Raw genomic sequence first — 15935 nt, forward strand, 5'->3', positions numbered from 1 at the left:
TGTAGTCATAATGCTGCACTCTTTCTTCGAAACAGCCTTTTTAATTTCCGTTTTTTAGCAGTATCAAAAAAAATCTTTACAACATGCTATGTAAGTAGTCGCGTAATCTTTTAATAAAGGGGTGTTTTTTATGCAATTAGCAGCGCATGAAGCGCATGATTTACATGAACTTGCCATGAGTTGCGTAAACTCCATTACAAACATGGCTTATTTCTTACAACATGTACAAGACGCAGAACTTAAAGGAATAATCGAAAGACACTTTCCGCTTCATATTCAAGATTACAATATGAAGGCAGAGTATTTAGGGAACGTTGCCGGAGCAACAACAAAGCTTCAAGTTCCTATGCTTAATCAATCTCTGCAATCGTATACGCAATCACCTGCAACGTCCTATCCTCCAGTCATGCCAAGAACACAAGTACAAGACTTTAATGATCGGGAAATCGCTACTGCCTATTTACTGACATTGAAACGTGCAGGTCGTGAGTATGCGTGGGCAGCTATGGAAGCAGCTAATCCGGAAGTTCGTACGTTTTTAGAAGATGCTTTTCGTATGAGTTCTCGTCACGCTTATGATGTATGGCAATGGATGGTCAAAAAAGGATACTATCCGTTAGAGCCAGCACCACAAGCAACTCTTCAAACGATGGGCAACTTTTATCAAACGGTACAACAACCGGTACTGACAATGTAAATATAATATTAGATAAATAATAAAGTAAGGGATTAATGTATTAGAAGATAAGTGAAGGGGCCGTTCCAAAAGGAGCGGCCTTTATCTTACTTTTGTATATGTAGTAACGTTGCTGCTTACTCTATCACATAAGAGTATACGTTGTATTTAAAGGCAGGTAGGCTGGTACTATAGTTTACAGGGAATAACATTAATTCGTACTCTTTTCCTGCTACAAGATCAACATCGAAATAGTTTCTGGTCTCAGTAGTTTTTTCATGGGCATCATTGTCAATGCCCTCTAAATTCATTCTGACATAAGAATTTCCGTATTTCGGAGCTGATAATTGGAAGCGAACTTTTTCGGTTTTATGAGCCGTAAATTTGTAGACGTCACGTACATCGTAATAATCATTGTTGATTAATTCTCCCAATGACCCAGTAATTTGATTCCCTACGCTGTAAGGATTAGCTTCCGTGATATTATTGTTTGGTTCGGTGTCATAATAAATAAGTGAATTCAGGGCTGCGGCAGGGATTTCTTCAGAAACTTGGGGCGCATCTTGGGCAAATGCACCTGTAGAAATGCTTAGTGCTAGTACAATACCGAGTGAAGTTGAAACCAGTTTTTTCATAAATACAACTCCTTTTCATAGTTAATGTAGGTCGTTACCAAACATTGTAATTGATACTAGCAGGAAATAAGCGTTGTTGCTAGTAATCTAATAAACGGAGGGAATCTCTCTAAATACCCTTTTACTTGATTTTTCTATTATTATACTTTATTTGGTATTTCGACCGCATTTTTATTATACAGTAAATATTTGTATATTCAATATTAAATTTTTGAAAACAGTAAATCTAGTACTTATGTGCTCTTTATTTAGAAAGTTAAAAGGTAAGCATAACGACGGATTTTTTGTATTATATACATTACTATTTTTGTGGACGAGAATCAGGGCGTGTTATGCTGGACCCAGGGAGAGATAAGCGAAGGAGACCATTCTGAAGAGGGATGGCTTTTTATATTCATGGTACAATAAACTCACCAATTGTTTAGAAAGGGTGACATCGAGTGAGTATCATTGCAATGGATGATTTAGAGCATGCTTGCTGGGAGTGTAATGGTAAAGGAGAAATCCCGTCAGATAGCGAGGTACATGAAGGAAATGAAATGATGTCTTGTCCTAAATGTGATGGAAAAGGGTATATTCCTACTGCTTTGGGGCAAACAATATTGGGATTTGTCAAAAGGCATTTATAAAAGACGAAGGGGCCGTTCCGGGAGAGCGGTCTTTTTCGATTGAAAAAATATTTGGTTTATATTGAAACATTTACCATAAAGAGACCGTCTAAATATAATAGTAAGGCTAAATATACATAGATTAGGGGATGGAATATAGCTATGAAAAAAGTAGCGGCTGCATTTTTAGCGATCAGTTTATTGGCTACAACGCCAGTCTTCGCGGCTGAACAGGAAAGCGATCCAATCCAGCAAGAAGAGGGAATGATTGAACAAGGGGAAAATCAAGAACTGACTGTTGATGAAATTATGGCCCAGAAAGGAATGAAATCGGCATTAGAATCATTCTATGATAAATTTCCGCAAGCAAAAACATATGAAATATCGGGTACTATAATAAAAAATGAAGGGACAAGTAGGCTTAAATTATTCATAATAAGTGAAACAGAGTCGTTTATTTTGGACTTTGACCAAGAACGGATAACGAATTATACACAAATAAATAAGATCCCCGATGTAGAGCTAGAGGGGCCTATGATACAAGGGATTTTGAATAAAATCTATAGTTTGTTACCGGAAGCCAAGGATCTTAAACGTGACTCATCCTTCACTCAAATAGATAATGGTGGGAAGAAAACTTATATCCTAAGTTTTAGTGAGGATAAGGGGTTAGAACAAAGTGAGATAAGTAGTAAAGGATTAATGATACATTTTGATGAAACAGGAAAGATTATAACCTTTGACTTTGATAGTATGCCTTTGATTAATCTTAAGGGTGAAACAAAAGAAGAGAAGGCATATGAACTTCTAAAGCAATTTTATGGAGATGAAGCAAAAGAATACAAAATAAAGAGAGTAAATGAAATTTCAGAAAATGATCCGAATTATAAAGACCATAAGGACTTTATGAGAGGAACTATTGTATTTACACATACATCCTCTAAAGAAAAGCCAATTTTAGTGGGCTTTAATAGTGAAGATGAGCTTACGATGCTTCAGGTTACTACACAGGATTTCCTGAAAGAATAGCATACATGAGACAAATGAAGTCGTTCTAACTAGAACGGCTTTTTGTTAGCCATTTTCCGTACTTTAGTAGCCAAAAAGCGTACAATTTAGTGCAGTACTTGTCAATGGTGTTTGGATACTACCTTTAGTAGGGCATAAAAAAGAGGGGCATGTTATGCTGAACGCAGGGAAAGATAAGCGAAGGGGCTGTTCCAAGGGGCGTTCTTTTTGATTAGTTAATGAATTTGAAACTCTTTACTTTGATTATTCGTATAATTGGATATAAAAAGGAGAGTGTTATTAGTGCTTGAGTATGAGCGTTCTTTATCTTTAAATTTCGAGGAATCTTCACGTATTGAAAAAGATGGTTATACTGTTAGAGATGTGTCTTATTTAAGTCCGTATGGTGGGAAAGTTCCTGCTTATTTAGTCGTTCCTGATGCAGGCGGACCTTTCCCAGCAGTTGTTTTTATGCATCCTGGTCAAGGCAATCGAACAACATTTTTGTCTGAAGCTGAAGCTTTGGCTTTAAAAGGTGTAGTTTCTCTTTTAATCACTGCACCTGCCATGCGAAGTCATCCTCCAAAAAATTTGTCTGAGGAACAGAGATTAAATCTTATGTTAGAGGCAATAAGTGATATCCAACAATATACTCAAATCGTTGTTGACATCCAAAGGGGAGTTGACCTTCTTTTTAGTTTCGAAAATATTGATGTAAATCGTCTTGCGTATGTCGGACATAGTTTGGGTGCTACTTGGGGGGGAGTTCTCGCTGGAGTTGAAGAGCGTATTAAATCATACGTTTTAATGGCTGGACTCTCTAGTGTATCTGAGTGGCATAAAACGAGTGATCACCCATTAGCAGACTTGATTCGTGCCAAGCTATCAAGAGAGCGGTTTAATAAATTTATTTCTGAATTGGAACCATTAGATGCGCTTCATTACATAAATAAAGCTGCACCTGCATCACTGTTATTTCAATTTGTTCATGACGACGAATTTGTGCCGAAACATCAAGCGGATACATTCTATTCTATTGCAAGCTCGCCAAAGGAAATTTCTTGGTATCATACCGACCATCTTTTTACGAATTGTGATGCCGCCTATCAAGATCGTACACAGTGGATTATCAAACAATTAGGACTCGATAATAAATAATTATTTGCAGCCTGCGAGATATCATATGCAGAATCTAAACATATGGAGAGTGAGGTAAACTTGCTCCTTCTTTATTTCACTAAAGAGAATTGTTAGTGTAATAAGATGCTGACATGGAGAAGGCCGGAATTCCTTTTGAAATGGAATCCGGTTTTTTCATTATCTTGCTTAACGTACGATTTTTTTGTTTCGTGACGTGATCCCATATAGCGTAAAGGTGGTTGATTATGCATTTACCATAGCGGAGTGCTAGAAGAGTTTAATAATTAGGCTCTGTTAAACAACCATGTTGATATTTGTCCTCCCGTATATTTGATGTTATAATGCAATTAACAAAACGCGAACGAATGTGCGGGAGTTTTTTCCATGAGTGCCAAAGGTTTCCGTAATTTACTTCAATATATTTCTTCAATGGATAAACCACACCAAGAACGTATTTATTATGAAATTCAACGTAAAATTTTCCCTTCAAATGCAACTACTCGTGTTATTGATGAACTCCGTGATAAGCGTTACTCTAAGGGTTTTAATTGTGCTCATTGCAAAAGCAATTCTGTTGCTCGTTTTGACAAATATAATGGTCGTCAGCGGTACAAATGCAAAAATTGCGGAAAAACCTTTAGTGACCTAACTAACTCACCACTTCAAGGCACTCATTATCCAGAGAAGTGGATTCAATTTATCGATTGTATGTTAAAAGGTATGTCACTCCGAGAGTCCTCTAAAGAGCTGGGGGTACATCATGTGACATTATTCTACTGGCGACATAAGGTTCTTGCTGCATTAGAACAAATGCAAATTGAACAGTTTGAAGGTATTCTAGAAGTTGATGAAACCTACTTTTTATTCTCTGAAAAAGGCAAAAAGAATATTAATGATCGAAAACCACGCAAACGTGGAGGTGTATCACAATTCAGAGGGATCAGCAAGGAACAGGTTTGTGTAATTGTTGGTCGAGACCGCAATAAAAATACAGTTTCCAAGGTTGCTTGCTTAGGTCGTATCGAAAAAACCCAAGTAGAAAAGACTATTGGCAGATTTATTTCTAACGATGCAATCCTTTGTACGGATGGATGGAGAGGTTATAAAACTTACGCTATCGAAAAAGGGCTTGTGCATTACCGTATCGATACAAAAAAGATGGGATATGTGATTAAAGGGCTATTCCATATTCAAAATGTAAATAATTATCATGGGCGGTTAAAACAATGGCTGGACCGTTTTAAAGGTGTTGCGTCAAAATATCTTGATCATTATTTAGCATGGTTCCATCTCTTAGAAACCATCGAATTTGAAGCGACAAAAAGCAATCTGAAGGATATGCTTATTTTTGCCTGCCTTTTTCCAGTGGACAAGACATATGATAGCCTCAGAAAATCTAAATTTATGATTGCTTAAATGTTTGGAGGTCTTTTATTTTGATAAATATCAGTCTATATCAAAAAATTAACAGTAACGCCGAAATTAAAAACATCCTGTCAAATTACTATGATTTTGATATTGTAGAACCGAATTCGCACACAGAAGATTTCTATTTCAAAGCTAATGATAAAGTGACAGTTGTAGCACAGGATGGTTCAGGAGGTGTGTATGCCTTATACGGGTCTGGTGAGGATGTGGATTTGCCAGTTGTTTTTATAAGCTCTGAAGGAGAGTTTGGGAAAGTAGGGAGAAATTTCGAAGAATTCATTGGAATTATGATTGCTTGCCCTTATTGGAGAGATCTGTTGAAGTTTTCTGGTAATGGTAAACTATTAGAGATGCTAAAGTCTCAACCATTCTTAGAAGATGAAGTTTTAGAGGATTTCCCTGGAATCGATGCCGCAGAGAAGAAATTAATTTCATTGTTAAACATTAGTGTGGTGCCGAAACCAGTGGAAATGTTGTATGAATCGATGTTTTCTGAACCTCAAATTGTTATTACTTCTTTCGAAGGTGAAAAATTTGATTCGTTATTTAACTCATTTGTAGCAAACGATAATCCTTTATGGAAAAACAAATTTCAATAAAATCAGAAATAGCTTGGCATTAGCCAAGCTATATTTTGATTAAAAATCAACATAATTATATAACAGAGCCTAAATTTAAAAGACGACCTTACACTAAAGCGTCTTTTTAAGTGAATTTATGTATGGTTGGAGTATATAAGCACTTTGATAATGGAGTGCTTTTTATTTTGGAAAAAGCATCAACAAAATAACTTTATAGTGTAAAATATAGAAAAAATATCTAATAAAAAAAGGGGGGGGGATGATATGTTTTCGATTGGCAACTGGTGGCAAAGTAGGAGAGAGAAGGATGCAATTAGAGAAAATACACTGGGACGTTTACTTCACACCTGTATTTTCCTACCTCTTATTATGATTTTGGTCAAGTTTATTACTAAAAGTTCCGAATGGACATGGTTCTCGTTCTTATTTTTTATCATCGTCATAATTTTGTTCGGCTACAAATCAGAAGACTATATTTTTCGTCTTCTAAACAAATACGGTTATAAAGTTATAAAGTCTCCATATAGCTATATTATCTCTACAATTGTAGTTTTCACCTGCTATATACTTTTATTTATTAAGTATTAGTGGAAGCATAATGTATTTCGTGTATAGCACTTTTTTAAGTCAGAAAGTGCTTTTTATTATGATAAATTTTAAATTACAAATAAAGGATGGTGATGTATTATGTAATAATGAAAAAGAAAGGGAGATTACATGAATATAAAAGAACAGGTAATTCAATTGACCAAAGAAGTTATTATAGACTTAGTTGATTGTAATTATACAAAGTTAAAAGAAAATAATGTACTAAATGAAGACACTGAACAACTTGTGAAAACAGCTGTGGAATACGAAGGAAAAATTACACTGCCACCAGATAATATGGAAATAGATTTATATGAGTATAATGATAATAGTGGGTTTGGAACTGAAACATATTTATGGTTTGATGATGAAGAGAGTCAACTGCGATTGTTTTGTGAAGCAAAAACTAATGCTGAGAAAACAGAAATTACTCATTTTTATATTGATGACATTGATGCTTGAAGCTTGATATGCCAACTAAAAAATTTTCTGCTGAATGTACAGGCGCTGCGAAGAGGAACATTCGGAGAATGAAGAATAACAATCATGATATAATACATTCATATATACGCCGGGAGGATAACCAATGGAGGAAACACTTAAGCAAATTCTTATCGAAATGCAGGATATGAAAAAAGAAATGAATCAAAGATTCGATAGCGTTGACGAACGTTTTAATGGACTAAACCACAAATTAGATGTTATACGCGAACAAACAGCAGCAAACAGCGAGATACACTCTCCAGTTACAGATGTACAAAAGCAAGTAGACGATTTAGCGACGGATGTAAAATTAATTAAAAGAGCCATAACGAATCAATAGAGAGCAGTGAATAGCGTTGCTCTTTTTCTTTTGGGAAAATATTCATTCTTTAAGGGAGGTGATGTAATATAGAGTAAAAAAGGGAGGGGCATAATTGAGCCAGGAGGACGTTAGAAAAGGAATAACAAATGCCAAATTTAACGAAGAAAGTAGTAATATACTGTTTGGCGAAATTACTCTTTTATCTATATTCTTAGGGGGAGTCAGTGAATCGTGGTGGGTTCTTGGTTTGGTGTTTTTAGGTTGCACTACAGCACTTCGATTTAAACCCGCCGTTTTATTTATGTGCATTGGATTTAGTATCATTTGGGGAATAATAGGCTATGGAATTGGAATGATTATTGGTGGCATAGGTACTTCAGTAGTTCTTGGAGTAATAGGTTTATTAGGTGGGATAGTCGTAAATATGCGTGCTCTTAAATAGGTAAATGCCATTGAGTAACAACTTATTACAAATTAATAATTTTAGCCTTTTAAAGACACTTCTTATAGTGTCTTTTTTTAATGGGAGGGTTATAGTTGGCAACAACTCCTGTAACAGTTACTTTCGAAGGAAGAGACCTAATTTCAGGAAGTCTTAAAAGAATAAGTTCCATGTTAAGAGGAACAACAAATAACCTGAATGCTTTTCGTCGTGTATCTGAAGCTATGCACGACAACTTTGTTTCTGGAAGTAGACGGGCAAGAGACGCCGCACAAGATTTCGGTAGAGAAGTTGATGCGGCTAGAGATGACGTTCGGGGGCTAGCAAGTGAACAGGTGGATGACCTGTTTACCCATGCAAGGAGCGGCGCGGAGGATTTTCGCTCTACAGTCAGTCGCGTCGAATCAGAAGTAAAAGGGTTAAGCGATGCCCGTGTTCATCTTCAAGCACGAGATGATGTTAGTCCTGTACTTGATGGTATTGCATCGAAGTTAGCTGTTATAGCAGCAACTGCCGGTAGTCTTGTTTTTGGAGGAGGCATTAAAGATTCATTTTTTGGTGGGATTACTGAATACACCCATGAAGCGGCGCAGAATCAGCCCACATCACACGTCAATTTATGGTGGTACTAACCGAAACCCGCTTATCAGTATCAACCCGTTAGAACCGCTAACCAGCATTGTTCCAACCGATACGATTACTATTAGCGGAACGGTAAATGATCTAGACGAAGGCGACACCGTAACAATGGAATACAAGCTGAATCAAGGACCATTTCAACCTGTCGCTATGCAAGGGGAAACATGGTCTTTTTCTATTTCGGCAGGTGATTTGCGAGACGGAGAAAACATCATTGAACTAAAAGCGATCGATAATAAGGGTGGTGTGACTGTAAAACGAATGGCGATTGACCAAACGCCCCGGATAGTACCGGTAAAGGTTTCACAATCCCGTTATATGATTCTACCACCAAAAGGAGAAATGAAAGGTTTGGTTGCATGGATTCAGCGGAAGAAAGGGGACTTGCAGGTCAAAGGCGACTTATCGATTGTTGCAACTGGACAGCCAGAATTCTTTGTTCCGATGGAGAAGACGTCAGCGGAATTGTCGCACGCCCTCGACGAGGACCAGTTCATAGGCAGTGTAGAAACAGCCGGGCAAAACGTAACAATCAAATTGACAGAGACGCGCACTGATGCCTTAAACTCGTCAGCTGCCATTACAAAAATTGCAGGGGTGATTAACTAATGGGAGAGTTGAAAATCCGGCCGCGTAATGAAGATGCCCGTTGTAAAAAGAAACAAAAAATTTTCTTCTCGTTGATGGAACGCCGTGTGCCATGAAAGTAGCTCGCACGGTGTAGGCTCGAACGAAAACCCACAATATAGAGATGGGTATAAGTCGGGAATAGCCCAAAGAAAATCAATGATTTTGCTCTACATGGTTCTTTTGGTAGTCCGGAGTACGGTAATGCTATAGATTTCTCCTTCACGATACCCGAGGGAGCTACAGAGGTAAAACCTCAATTATCTATAGATGGAGGAGCAACATGGCAAGCTCCAGAAATTTTCAAGATTTGGGTGTTTACTGATAATGGTGTTCCTAGAAATATGATACGTATTGGAAAATTAACAAGTGGACAAACGTATCAGTTTAAGCTTGTAATTACTGGTGGGGAATATGAAGGAGAATCTAATATCGTAACAGCTACCAGATAGCCATCAACGATGGCCCTTAGGAGGAATCCTGAGGGCTTTTTTCTTTTGAGTCGCAAGGCGGCTCCTCTTATTTTTCTTACAGAGAGAAAGGACAAATGCATATGAAAAATAACGCAATCGCTTTTCCGTTGTTTGGTACAGCGGGGGGCACTTTTATTCCAGTCTTTCACTTCTTATATGGTGAAGGACCGACTCGTTTCGCCATCATGGTGCTTTATCTTGGCTTAATTGGGCTGGATTGGATTGCCGGGTATCGCGCCTCGAAAATCGACGGTTCTTATGCCAGTGAGTACGGTATTAACGGAGCCTTCCCAACAGCCTTTTTACTTCTCATGCCCGCTGTTGGTCATCTCATCGACGGTATCCTTGGTATGCCGGGTATTGCCTTTGGCTTTTTGACCGCCGCTTTCGCCCTTCATATCTGGAAAAGTATGACGGCAAACGCTATCCGTGCAGGTTGGGAGAAATGGGTGCCAGAATGGGCGATGAGCACTGTCTCGGATGAGGTAGAACACAAGTTGGCCAGAGCTAGGGAACGCATTAAACGGAAAACAGACATGTTAAATGATGAAGATAAAGGAGCGTAACCCATGACACAAAACGAATTTATCGAAGCGATTGGACAAGCTGCCCAGGCGGACATGAAACGAACTGGTATTCTTGCCTCGTTAACTGTGGCCCAGGCATGCCTTGAATCTACATGGGGAAAATCAGGACTCGCCACAAAGGGAAAGAACCTATTCGGTATCAAAGGAAAGGGACCGGCAGGAAGCATCACCATGCCAACGTATGAATGGGAACGAGGCCAGAAAATCAAGATTAATGCGGCCTTCCGCAAATACAATACCTGGGCAGAGTCGATAGCCGATCACTCTGCTCTTTTTTTACGCCTTTCCCGGTATAAGAACCTGATCGGGGAAAAGGACTATAAGCGGGCCTGCCAGAAAGTGCAACAGGATGGATATGCGACGGATCCGGAATATACGAAAAAGCTGATTAATTTGATTGAAAAGTACAAGTTATATCGTTTTGACCAAGCCTCATCATCGAGCAATACGTCAACTTCCTCCACTACCCTCCGTCTAAATAGCCGTGGTGATGCCGTAAAATCTTTGCAAGAGAAGTTGAATAAACTTGGTTTTTCTGTAGGAGCTGCAGACGGTATTTTTGGTCGGAAGACAGAAGAAGCTCTTCGAGCATTCCAAAAGGCCAACAACCCTCCGCTTGCCATCGATGGTATATGCGGACCGGCTACAAAAACGCTGCTTGGGAAAACCGTTACGGTTTCCAGACCGGGCACATCGGTCGGAACGGTGACAGACAGCAAGGAACCTACTTGCCGTATCGTCGTGAACGGGGCAAAACTGGATGCACCCGGCATTATCCGGGACAACCTTTCCTATTTGCCTGTACGGGCCATGGGAAACGCGGCAGGGGTAGCAGTAGGGTTTTGCAACGGAAAGGCTACACTGGGCAAAAGGAAGCTAGAAACCACTATCATCATTGGTGAGACAGGCTATGCTCAATCAAGGGAAATTGCGGAAGTACTTGGATATAACTTAGAGTGGAAGCAAGCAACAAGGGAAGTTATCTTTACAAAGGGAAAGAAATAATAACAATGCCCCGCTGTCCGTATGATATGCTCCCCTATAGGTAGACAGATTAAAAAATAAAAATCTGGCTACTTATGGGGGAGTATTTATTATGTCCAAAAGATCTTACCCTGCAGAAGAGAAATACGAGATATTAAAGGCATTAGATGAGCATTATTCACCATATGAACTTGAATCAAAATATAACGTGCACCATTCAACGATTTTGGACTGGAAACGCAAGTATGATAAGTATGGTTTGGAAGGTCTAAAAGAGTCTTCTACTTGGAAAAAGTATTCTAAGGAATTGAAGCTAGCTGCCATTAGGGATTGTCTGTCTGGGAAGTATTCCATGCGTGAGGTTGCTAGATTGTATGACATATCGGATGCTTCTGTCCTCAGAGGTTGGATAAAGAAGTATAATAGTCATAGAGATTTAAAGGACACGTCACAAGGAAGGACGAGCTCTATGACTAAGGGAAGAAAAACGACTTGGGAAGAACGAATACAAATTGTACTTGACTGCTTGGGGAACGAAAAAGATTATCAAGATGCAGCTAATACTTATAATGTTTCTTATCAACAAGTCTATCAATGGGTTAAGAAGTATGAAAACGGCGGAGATGAAGCGCTGAAAGATAAACGTGGCAATAAGAAAGAAGAAGCTAAACTAACGCTAGAAGAGAAAATCAAACTTGAAATGAAAAAGTTAGAAAGAGAAAATGAACGGTTACGTGCGGAGAATGTATTCCTAAAAAAGTTAGAGGAGATCGAAAGGAGGAGAAAATAAGCCAAATCCGATTTGAGGATAAGTACATCGCTATTCAGGAGCTTCACGAGAAAGAGAGTTTAAGCATTCGTTTACTTTGTAAAATCGCGGGAATGGCACGTTCTGCATACTATAAGTGGCTTAATCGCACGCCTTCTTCCCGAGAGATACTAAATGAAGAAATCATTAAAGAGATGAAAATTCTCCACGAAAAGGTTGATAGCACCTTCGGCTATCGTCAAATGACACTTCATATGAATAGAAATTTTGAAGAGAAACTTAATCATAAAAGAATCTATCGACTAATGAAAGTGGCTGGCTTACGCTCTGTCATTCGAATCAAGAAAAAACACTCTAAACGCACTACACCTCAACATGTGGCAGAAAACATATTAAATCGGGAATTTACCGCGGAAAAACCAAATGAAAAATGGGTTACAGATGTAACAGAATGTAAGTATGGCCAATCAAAGAAGGCTTATTTAAGTGCGATTCGTGATCTTTATGATGGATCAATTGTAAGTTATGTTTTAGGACATTCCAATAATAATCAACTTGTATTCAAGACGCTTGACCAAGCTACAGTACTATTAGATGGGGAACATCCACTTATCCATAGTGATCGTGGGTTTCAGTACACTTCAAAAGGATGTAAGCGTAAGATAGACGCAGTAAAGATGACACAAAGTATGTCACGAGTTGGTCGGTGTATTGATAATGGGCCAATGGAATCTTTTTGGGGAACACTGAAATGTGAAAAGTATTATTTACATCAATATAAGACGTTTGAGGAACTTTCTCTGGCGATAGATGAGTACATCCATTTTTATAATTATGATAGATACCAAAAACGATTAAACGGCCTTAGCTCTATGGAATATAGAGCTAAAGCCGCTTAAATCATTTTTATTATTTCCATTGTCTACTTGACAGGGTGCAGTTCAGTATGGATAGTGGGGCTATTTATGTTTAGTTAAACGGTTTACGTAAATTATCTTATCGGACGTTGTACTTCAAATTGGACTTATTCTAGTAGGACAGGCTGCACCATCTATAAAATACGAGAATAAGATAGTAATAATAAAAAAATTAAGTATTAAAAAAGAGAGGTGAACAATTATGTTCTTATGTAGACCCGGTACTCCTGTAATAATATGCCCACCTATCTCGCCGCGTCCAACATGTGTAACGAACACGGCCACATTTACAAATCCTACCCCGATTATCATACCTCTATTCGGTCCGGCTACACCTTACCCATCTAACATTATTGTCTCAGGCTTAACGGGTACAATTAGTAAGGTAACAGTAACACTTAGCAATTTCAGCCACTCCTTTCCAGAAGATGTTGATATCCTACTCGTTGGACCGAATGGACAGCGTGTCATCCTCATGTCGGATGCGGGAGGTGATAATGGTATCACCAACGTGACAATTACATTTGATGACAATGCGCCAAGTACATTGCCAAATGAAGGACAAATCATGTCAGGTGCATTCAAACCAACCGATCCCTTTCCACCACCCGCACCACAAGAAATGTTAAGTGTTTTCAACTCTACAAACCCGAATGGTATATGGAGTCTTTTTGTTGTCGATAACGTGGAAGGGGACCAAGGTAGTATCGCTGGTGGTTGGAGTTTGACGATTACCACTGAAACTTGCTTTACTCGCTTTGGCTGTTAATATCGAATCAAAATAACAGCTCATCTTCTAGGGCCAACTAAATCTTCTACTTCATAAGGAACAGTCTACCCTTCTACCTAACTTGGTAGAAGGGCTTCGTTATTGACATTCCCCCTATCATTACCGGGAAAACGGAGAAAGAATAAAACAATAAACTCTGTTGTCCATATGGATGGCGGGGCTTTTATGATTTAATCAAAAACACTCGTAGCCTTAGCCATAAGTGTTTCAAGTATGTCTCAGTTCTTCCAAACAAGAAGCACAAATTTTCTTCCCTTTATATTGGACAATTTCCGAGATAGAGTCACAGAACAAACATCCAGGTGCATACTTTTTAAAAACAATTTTTTCGTCATCCACAAAGATTTCTAGACTATCTCCAATTTGTATTCCTAGTTTATTTCTTACCTCGATAGGGAATACAATTCTACTTAGATTATCGATTTTACGAACAATTCCCATTTCATGCATGATATCCTCTCCCGTTCTGTATCATTTTTCCTGTATTGTAAAATTATAAATAGATACTTTTTCCGATTCAATGACTAAATTATTTACGTATACGGGGGAGAAGTAGCATCTGCTAATTTTGGGGCCATCTCGGGTTATCACCAACATTTTAATGAAAATATACACTAAGGATGTTTACATACGGGGTACCGCCAACAAAAGGTGTAGCCGGCTTTTTTGTATAACTATCATTTCTTGAAGTCGTACCAAAAGCTGTGAACGTAGTTATTGATGTAACAAAAAACTGTAAAAAAACGGTTTTTTAACTTTAAAAACGAATAGACATTTTTGTTATATATCTCATCATTCATAAATTTTACTTTTATTAGTAATTATGTGACGGACTAGAGCAGGAACCATGTCACCGGGCCAAATTGAAGAACCAGCTTATCGAAGAACTTTTCTTTAAGTGTCAAATAGGCGCTTATCCCTTTCTCGACAATTAGACAGATTCTCCAATGAGTCTGTTTTTCACTTTAACTTAAATGAACAATGAATTAATTTATTCAATGTTTAAGTTAACTTATTGAATAAAAATATAATTTTTTATAAATGATTTTAAGTTTCTATTTAAAAATTAAAAGGTATGGTGTATGATATGATTAAATGAAAGAAAGGAGAACAGTATGGCGTATCCTTTACTCACTAATTGTCCTGTTTGCAGGAAGGCGCTTAAAATTACTAAGCTACAGTGTAACCATTGCCAGACAACGGTAGAAAATGAATTTGAAGTTTCAAGACTGGCGGCTCTCGGTCAGGAACAGCTGCATTTTATTGAGATTTTTCTTAAATGCCGTGGAAATATCAAAGAGGTCGAGAAGGAGCTCGGAATTTCCTATCCGACTGTCAGAGGAAAATTAGATGAAATTATCTCTACTCTGGGATATTCCTCTCAAAAGAAACCGGAAGTGGATAAGAAAAAAATTGTATCGTTATTGGAAAAAGGCGAAATTACGGCCGAGAAAGCCATTCAGTTATTAAAAGAGGGGGAAGTATAATGAAGGACGAAATTTCGAGAGTCTTAACGCTGGTGGAGGAAGGAAAGATTGATAAGGAAAAAGCAAGTGAATTAATTAATATTTTACAAGGTAAAGATCAGCCAGAGCTAGTGACAATAAAAAAAGAAGTCCCATATGGGAATAAAATGTTAAAGGTTCGTGTGATCTCCGAAGAAGGTGATAATGTAAATGTGAATTTACCGATTAATCTGGTAAAGGCTGTTTTAAAAGCAGGTACAAATATTGCCAAAAAAATACCTGAGGCAGAAAAATATGTAAAAGATATTAACGTTGACCTGCTCATCGAAGCAATTGAAAACGAATTGGACGGACAGATTGTTGACATCACCTCGGCCGATGGTGATAAAGTTTTCGTGGTGATTGAGTAGATTATGTTAAAAGTCAAGGTGAAAGTAAAGGATAAACGATTCTCCATTCCCGTTCCCTATACGGTTTTAAATTTGGTTAGTTTGATTATTACATCAAAAAGGATTAATCGCTTAATAAATAAAGCAATTGAAAAGGATGGCAGCAAATTCATCTTCCCGGAAATTGAAAGAAAAGATTTGAAGCCGTTGCTGCAGGGATTTTCTAAGCACAGTGGAGTTATCCTTGTTGAAGCGAAATTGAAGGATGGAACTGAGGTAGAAGTAAAACTTTAAATAAAACTTCTAAATCACATTTTTTAATGGAAACAGCTTCGTCTTTTTGGTCATTTTGTGCCTAATCTATAGGATTAGAAATAGCAGTA

20 protein-coding genes are annotated in these 15935 nt (G+C 38.0%); 18 read left to right on the forward strand and 2 right to left on the reverse strand.

Annotated features, from left to right (window positions below; translation table 11 throughout):
- Nucleotides 1–130 precede the first annotated feature (130 nt).
- Complete coding sequence (locus AF333_RS12040; protein WP_043067255.1) at nucleotides 131–697, forward strand: spore coat protein; 567 nt, start codon at nucleotides 131–133, stop codon at nucleotides 695–697.
- Between the two features lie 116 nt (nucleotides 698–813).
- Here AF333_RS12040 and AF333_RS12045 read toward each other — a convergent pair whose 3' ends face one another.
- On the reverse strand, nucleotides 814–1311 hold the full coding sequence (locus AF333_RS12045) for a hypothetical protein (RefSeq protein ID WP_043067254.1): 498 nt from the start codon (nucleotides 1309–1311) through the stop codon (nucleotides 814–816).
- A 440-nt stretch (nucleotides 1312–1751) separates the two neighbouring features.
- Here AF333_RS12045 and AF333_RS12050 point away from each other — a divergent pair, with 440 nt between their 5' ends.
- From AF333_RS12050 to AF333_RS12125, 14 genes are all read left to right on the forward strand, one after another.
- A complete protein-coding gene (locus tag AF333_RS12050; RefSeq protein ID WP_043067253.1) occupies nucleotides 1752–1940 on the forward strand; it encodes a hypothetical protein in 189 nt (62 codons plus the stop codon).
- 141 nt (nucleotides 1941–2081) lie between these two features.
- Nucleotides 2082–2948, forward strand: a complete 867-nt coding sequence (locus AF333_RS12055) for a hypothetical protein (protein ID WP_043067252.1) — start codon at nucleotides 2082–2084, stop codon at nucleotides 2946–2948.
- Nucleotides 2949–3230: 282 nt separating this feature from the next.
- Nucleotides 3231–4085, forward strand: coding sequence for an alpha/beta hydrolase (locus AF333_RS12060; protein WP_043067251.1), 855 nt, complete (start codon nucleotides 3231–3233; stop codon nucleotides 4083–4085).
- A 366-nt stretch (nucleotides 4086–4451) separates the two neighbouring features.
- Nucleotides 4452–5483, forward strand: a complete 1032-nt coding sequence (locus tag AF333_RS12065) for an IS1595-like element ISAnmi1 family transposase (RefSeq protein ID WP_043067250.1) — start codon at nucleotides 4452–4454, stop codon at nucleotides 5481–5483.
- Nucleotides 5484–5503: 20 nt separating this feature from the next.
- Nucleotides 5504–6094 carry a hypothetical protein gene (locus AF333_RS12070; protein ID WP_043067249.1) on the forward strand — a complete coding sequence of 197 codons (591 nt, stop codon included), beginning with the start codon at nucleotides 5504–5506 and terminating at the stop codon, nucleotides 6092–6094.
- 699 nt (nucleotides 6095–6793) lie between these two features.
- Entirely contained in the window at nucleotides 6794–7126 is a 333-nt protein-coding gene (locus tag AF333_RS12080) for a DUF7668 domain-containing protein (RefSeq protein ID WP_043067247.1), read from the forward strand.
- A 124-nt stretch (nucleotides 7127–7250) separates the two neighbouring features.
- A complete protein-coding gene (locus tag AF333_RS12085; RefSeq protein WP_043067246.1) occupies nucleotides 7251–7487 on the forward strand; it encodes a hypothetical protein in 237 nt (78 codons plus the stop codon).
- A 94-nt stretch (nucleotides 7488–7581) separates the two neighbouring features.
- Nucleotides 7582–7911 carry a hypothetical protein gene (locus tag AF333_RS12090; RefSeq protein WP_043067245.1) on the forward strand — a complete coding sequence of 110 codons (330 nt, stop codon included), beginning with the start codon at nucleotides 7582–7584 and terminating at the stop codon, nucleotides 7909–7911.
- Between the two features lie 95 nt (nucleotides 7912–8006).
- On the forward strand, nucleotides 8007–8543 hold the full coding sequence (locus tag AF333_RS12095; RefSeq protein WP_043067244.1) for a hypothetical protein: 537 nt from the start codon (nucleotides 8007–8009) through the stop codon (nucleotides 8541–8543).
- Nucleotides 8491–9159, forward strand: a complete 669-nt coding sequence (locus tag AF333_RS12100) for a hypothetical protein (protein WP_139189266.1) — start codon at nucleotides 8491–8493, stop codon at nucleotides 9157–9159. Before AF333_RS12095 ends, AF333_RS12100 begins: the two co-directional genes overlap by 53 nt.
- Nucleotides 9160–9730: 571 nt before the next feature.
- On the forward strand, nucleotides 9731–10216 hold the full coding sequence (locus AF333_RS12105) for a phage holin family protein (RefSeq protein ID WP_043067447.1): 486 nt from the start codon (nucleotides 9731–9733) through the stop codon (nucleotides 10214–10216).
- Nucleotides 10217–10219: 3 nt separating this feature from the next.
- The gene (locus AF333_RS33615; RefSeq protein WP_052812214.1) at nucleotides 10220–11242 is read left to right on the forward strand and encodes a glucosaminidase domain-containing protein; all 1023 of its coding nucleotides are present in this window, start codon (nucleotides 10220–10222) and stop codon (nucleotides 11240–11242) included.
- Between the two features lie 91 nt (nucleotides 11243–11333).
- Nucleotides 11334–12889, forward strand: a protein-coding gene (locus AF333_RS31755; protein WP_152968231.1) for an IS3 family transposase whose coding sequence is annotated in 2 segments (ribosomal slippage) — nucleotides 11334–11973 and nucleotides 11973–12889 — 1557 coding nt in all. Because the reading frame shifts where the segments join, the coding sequence is not laid out codon by codon here.
- 220 nt (nucleotides 12890–13109) lie between these two features.
- Nucleotides 13110–13676, forward strand: a complete 567-nt coding sequence (locus AF333_RS12125) for a proprotein convertase P-domain-containing protein (protein ID WP_043064569.1) — start codon at nucleotides 13110–13112, stop codon at nucleotides 13674–13676.
- A gap of 228 nt (nucleotides 13677–13904) precedes the next feature.
- Here the strand turns inward: AF333_RS12125 and AF333_RS12130 are convergent, their stop codons facing one another.
- Nucleotides 13905–14147, reverse strand: a complete 243-nt coding sequence (locus AF333_RS12130; RefSeq protein WP_043068845.1) for an AbrB/MazE/SpoVT family DNA-binding domain-containing protein — start codon at nucleotides 14145–14147, stop codon at nucleotides 13905–13907.
- Nucleotides 14148–14812: 665 nt separating this feature from the next.
- Here AF333_RS12130 and AF333_RS12135 point away from each other — a divergent pair.
- From AF333_RS12135 to AF333_RS12145, 3 genes are read left to right on the forward strand one after another with little or no spacing between them, the layout of a single operon-like run.
- The gene (locus AF333_RS12135; RefSeq protein ID WP_043068846.1) at nucleotides 14813–15184 is read left to right on the forward strand and encodes a DUF2089 domain-containing protein; all 372 of its coding nucleotides are present in this window, start codon (nucleotides 14813–14815) and stop codon (nucleotides 15182–15184) included.
- Nucleotides 15184–15573 (forward strand): SHOCT-like domain-containing protein, encoded by a 390-nt coding sequence (locus tag AF333_RS12140; RefSeq protein WP_043068847.1) that lies wholly within the window; start codon nucleotides 15184–15186, stop codon nucleotides 15571–15573. The genes AF333_RS12135 and AF333_RS12140 overlap by 1 nt, the downstream gene beginning before the upstream one ends.
- A gap of 3 nt (nucleotides 15574–15576) precedes the next feature.
- Nucleotides 15577–15846, forward strand: coding sequence for a hypothetical protein (locus AF333_RS12145; RefSeq protein WP_043068848.1), 270 nt, complete (start codon nucleotides 15577–15579; stop codon nucleotides 15844–15846).
- Nucleotides 15847–15935: the final 89 nt, after the last annotated feature.

It is taken from the genome of Aneurinibacillus migulanus, assembly GCF_001274715.1.
GTDB lineage: Bacteria > Bacillota > Bacilli > Aneurinibacillales > Aneurinibacillaceae > Aneurinibacillus > Aneurinibacillus migulanus.

Coding starts and splice junctions, on each gene's coding strand:
- AF333_RS12040 (WP_043067255.1), top strand. CDS start 131: ATGCAATTAGCAGCGCATGAAGCGCATGATTTACATGAACTTGCCATG.
- AF333_RS12045 (WP_043067254.1), bottom strand. CDS start 1,311: ATGAAAAAACTGGTTTCAACTTCACTCGGTATTGTACTAGCACTAAGC.
- AF333_RS12055 (WP_043067252.1), top strand. CDS start 2,082: ATGAAAAAAGTAGCGGCTGCATTTTTAGCGATCAGTTTATTGGCTACA.
- AF333_RS12065 (WP_043067250.1), top strand. CDS start 4,452: ATGAGTGCCAAAGGTTTCCGTAATTTACTTCAATATATTTCTTCAATG.
- AF333_RS12080 (WP_043067247.1), top strand. CDS start 6,794: ATGAATATAAAAGAACAGGTAATTCAATTGACCAAAGAAGTTATTATA.
- AF333_RS12085 (WP_043067246.1), top strand. CDS start 7,251: ATGGAGGAAACACTTAAGCAAATTCTTATCGAAATGCAGGATATGAAA.
- AF333_RS12100 (WP_139189266.1), top strand. CDS start 8,491: ATGAAGCGGCGCAGAATCAGCCCACATCACACGTCAATTTATGGTGGT.
- AF333_RS12105 (WP_043067447.1), top strand. CDS start 9,731: ATGAAAAATAACGCAATCGCTTTTCCGTTGTTTGGTACAGCGGGGGGC.
- AF333_RS33615 (WP_052812214.1), top strand. CDS start 10,220: ATGACACAAAACGAATTTATCGAAGCGATTGGACAAGCTGCCCAGGCG.
- AF333_RS12125 (WP_043064569.1), top strand. CDS start 13,110: ATGTTCTTATGTAGACCCGGTACTCCTGTAATAATATGCCCACCTATC.
- AF333_RS12130 (WP_043068845.1), bottom strand. CDS start 14,147: ATGCATGAAATGGGAATTGTTCGTAAAATCGATAATCTAAGTAGAATT.
- AF333_RS12135 (WP_043068846.1), top strand. CDS start 14,813: ATGGCGTATCCTTTACTCACTAATTGTCCTGTTTGCAGGAAGGCGCTT.
- AF333_RS12140 (WP_043068847.1), top strand. CDS start 15,184: ATGAAGGACGAAATTTCGAGAGTCTTAACGCTGGTGGAGGAAGGAAAG.
- AF333_RS12145 (WP_043068848.1), top strand. CDS start 15,577: ATGTTAAAAGTCAAGGTGAAAGTAAAGGATAAACGATTCTCCATTCCC.